Raw genomic sequence first — 2,906 nt, forward strand, 5'->3', positions numbered from 1 at the left:
TTATTATTGTGATCATTTGTAAAAAGTTCATTGGGAAAATGTGATAAACCTTGCACAACAATGTTAGAATAATGTGAATGGGGGAAAATGAATCGTACTCTTCTACATCAATTAAAGGAATGGAAAACTAAAAAAAACCGCCAGCCGTTGATATTAAAAGGAGCTAGACAGGTAGGAAAAACATGGCTCCTAACTGAATTTGGACGAACAGATTTCAGTGATACCCTCTATATCAACTTTGAACAGATTCCAGGTATGGAGGAAATATTTGAGGGAGTAATAGAGCCTGAAAAAATAATCGACTTACTCGGTGCATTTCTTGGAAGGAAGATCATTCCTGAAAAGACTCTCCTCATATTCGATGAAATTCAGGAAGTACCCCGGGCATTAACTGCACTCAAATATTTTGCAGAACAGGCACCTCAATACCCAATATGCTGCGCAGGATCGATGCTTGGAGTCGCATTGCACAAGGGTACTTCATTTCCTGTCGGAAAAGTAGATATGCTCTCTTTGTACCCCCTCTCTTTTCAGGAATTCCTTGAAGCAAATCTTGAGAGTGAACTCATACACTATATCGAACATGCTGCTCTCAATCCCTTTCCTCTTGCGTTCTCTAATAAATTGCTTGATTATTTGAGATTATATTTTGTCATCGGGGGAATGCCCGCAGTCATTTCCACATGGCTTCAGGAGCGGGATTTTAACCAGGTCGATGAAAAAATTAATACAATTCTGGACACATATGAGCAGGATTTCTCCAAACACGCCTCCCCTTCACTCGTCCCAAAGTTGCGTTATATCTGGAACAGCATCCCTTCACAACTTGCCAGAGAAAACCGGAAATTTATCTATGGTCTGATTAAAACCGGTGCACGTGCCAGGGAATATGAGGATGCACTGTTATGGCTTCTGGACTGTGGTCTTATCAGAAAAGTGGGAAGAATATCTAAAGGAGCCCATCCTTTGAAAGCATATGAAGATCTTCATGCATTCAAAGTATATCATCTGGATATTGGATTATTAAGAGTAATGAGTGGTCTTTCTCCAAAAGTCATTACTGAAACCACCCATATATTTGAGGAGTTCAAAGGTGCTTTGACTGAACAATATGTCCTTCAGGAACTCGCAGCCATGAACATCGCATCGGTATATTACTGGACATCAGAAGCGACTGCTGAGGTTGATTTCGTATTTTCGAAAGGAACTTATATTCTCCCTCTTGAAGTTAAAGGAGGAGAAAATCTTCGGGCAAAGAGCCTTAAAATTTATCGTGATACCTATCACCCAGCACATGCCATACGAGCTTCGCTCTCCAATCTACGGTATGATAATGGATTGCTTAATATCCCTCTATATACGTTCTTTAACATGAGCCGATATCTTGATGCCATTGATTCTCAGGGACAATAGTGTCAGTAAAAGAGCCCTAACCTGGGTGTTCCTGAAAGAACCGCTGAAACATAGAGATGCTCAAGGAAAAGAAACAATCAGAATCGTACACAATAGTCGATGAATGCAATATGATTCAATGATAGGCTCAAACAGTCAGAACACAGGTATCAGAACTCAATACCTTCCCTGGCTCTGACATCTTTATCATAGTAATGCTTGATCTTTCTCATCTCGGTGACGAGATCGGCTGCCTTTAACAGTTCGGCTGGAGCCTTTCTTCCGGTCAGAACCACTTATACATGGGGGTTTCTTGCCTCAAGCAGAGCCAGAAGTTCTTCTGTTGTGATTATCTGATATGCCACACACATCAGAATCTCGTCAAGCACAACCAGATCAAAACGACCCCATCTGTATCGTATCGACGAGATGGTTCTCCGCAGATGCCAGAATGTACCCGGGCTTTTCGAAAGTAATTACTTCTTCTGCTCCATTCTGTGCATGATATCCCTCAAATTTCCAGGGAACCGGATTATCTTCTGCCTGTAAGAATGAAACCTTTACGTGTTAGAAATAAAAAATAGCAGGATTCAGGATCCTGGTTTGGATGATTAAAGGAATACACCGGACTGGTATGCAAATGCCTTCTGCATGGTCTTGATTCCACCGGTTACTTCAGTTGAATCTTTCCAGGAATTTGTTGCAGATGTCTGATTCCAGGTTGCTTCTCCATCCTCAGTTGTACCATCGCGTGCGTAATTATCATCGTCGCCGTCACGGGCTTCCATGATGCTTCCTGCAAAGACTGTCTTGACTGTACCTTCTGCAAATCCGCTTCCTGAATTGGCATCAGGGGTGACTGCGATCTGGTAGTTAAGTTCTGCTGGGTTGGCTACATCATCAGTGACTGCACGGATCTGGCCTTGGGTCGAGACCTGAGCACTGTTGACATTGACCAGAGCACTCTTAGCTGAAACGATATTACAGAATGATGGAAGTACTGCTGCATCTCCCTCTGAAAATACGCAGCGGATATCCCCTTCAGTGCCTGAGTAGTTACCGGCTGCATCGAGCGTATACTCCTCTTCACCAACTAGGTGTGAACCTTCGGTGCCGGCATAGGTCAGGACCTTCTGAGACTCGATATTGTACAGGCCACTCTGCTTATCCTGGGAGTCGAAGTCAAAGTTCTTGTTTTCTGCGAGTTTTCCACCATTGGTCAGGATGGCATCCTTGTAGTCAGTTACTGAGATAGACTGACCACCTTCAACGGCACCATCAGGGATGGATCCCGGGGATGCAATTACCCAGTTCATTGTTGATTTATCGTCTACTGCACCGGTTGCATCAATGACTGTGTCGATTGAAAAGACCTGATTTTCAGGAGTCTGGTTAGGAAGCCAGTCTGCTGAAACGAACCCTGAGAGCAGCATCATGGCTGCAAGTGCTACGAGAACGATATGTCCATATTTCATGTATGTCCTCCTACTGGACGCTGACTAATAAATATCAGC

2 protein-coding genes and 1 pseudogene are annotated in these 2,906 nt (G+C 43.4%); 1 reads left to right on the top strand and 2 read right to left on the bottom strand.

The annotated features are described in order from the left end of the window. Window positions 1-87: 87 nt before the first annotated feature. Entirely contained in the window at window positions 88-1,413 is a 1,326-nt protein-coding gene (locus VN429_RS07995; RefSeq protein ID WP_325631869.1) for an ATP-binding protein, read from the top strand. A 149-nt stretch (window positions 1,414-1,562) separates the two neighbouring features. On the opposite strand, the pseudogene VN429_RS08000 reads toward VN429_RS07995, so the two are convergent. Both VN429_RS08000 and VN429_RS08005 read right to left on the bottom strand, forming a co-directional pair. After that, a pseudogene (locus tag VN429_RS08000) lies at window positions 1,563-1,835 on the bottom strand (cob(I)yrinic acid a,c-diamide adenosyltransferase). Between the two features lie 168 nt (window positions 1,836-2,003). Continuing rightward, entirely contained in the window at window positions 2,004-2,867 is an 864-nt protein-coding gene (locus VN429_RS08005) for a hypothetical protein (RefSeq protein ID WP_325631871.1), read from the bottom strand. Window positions 2,868-2,906: the final 39 nt, after the last annotated feature.

This window comes from Methanospirillum sp. (genome assembly GCF_035560735.1).
Lineage (GTDB): Archaea > Halobacteriota > Methanomicrobia > Methanomicrobiales > Methanospirillaceae > Methanospirillum.

What these genes read in the sequence shown, in the direction of transcription:
- VN429_RS07995 (WP_325631869.1), top strand. Translation starts at nt 88, where the DNA reads ATGAATCGTACTCTTCTACATCAATTAAAGGAATGGAAAACTAAAAAA.
- VN429_RS08005 (WP_325631871.1), bottom strand. Translation starts at nt 2,867, where the DNA reads ATGAAATATGGACATATCGTTCTCGTAGCACTTGCAGCCATGATGCTG.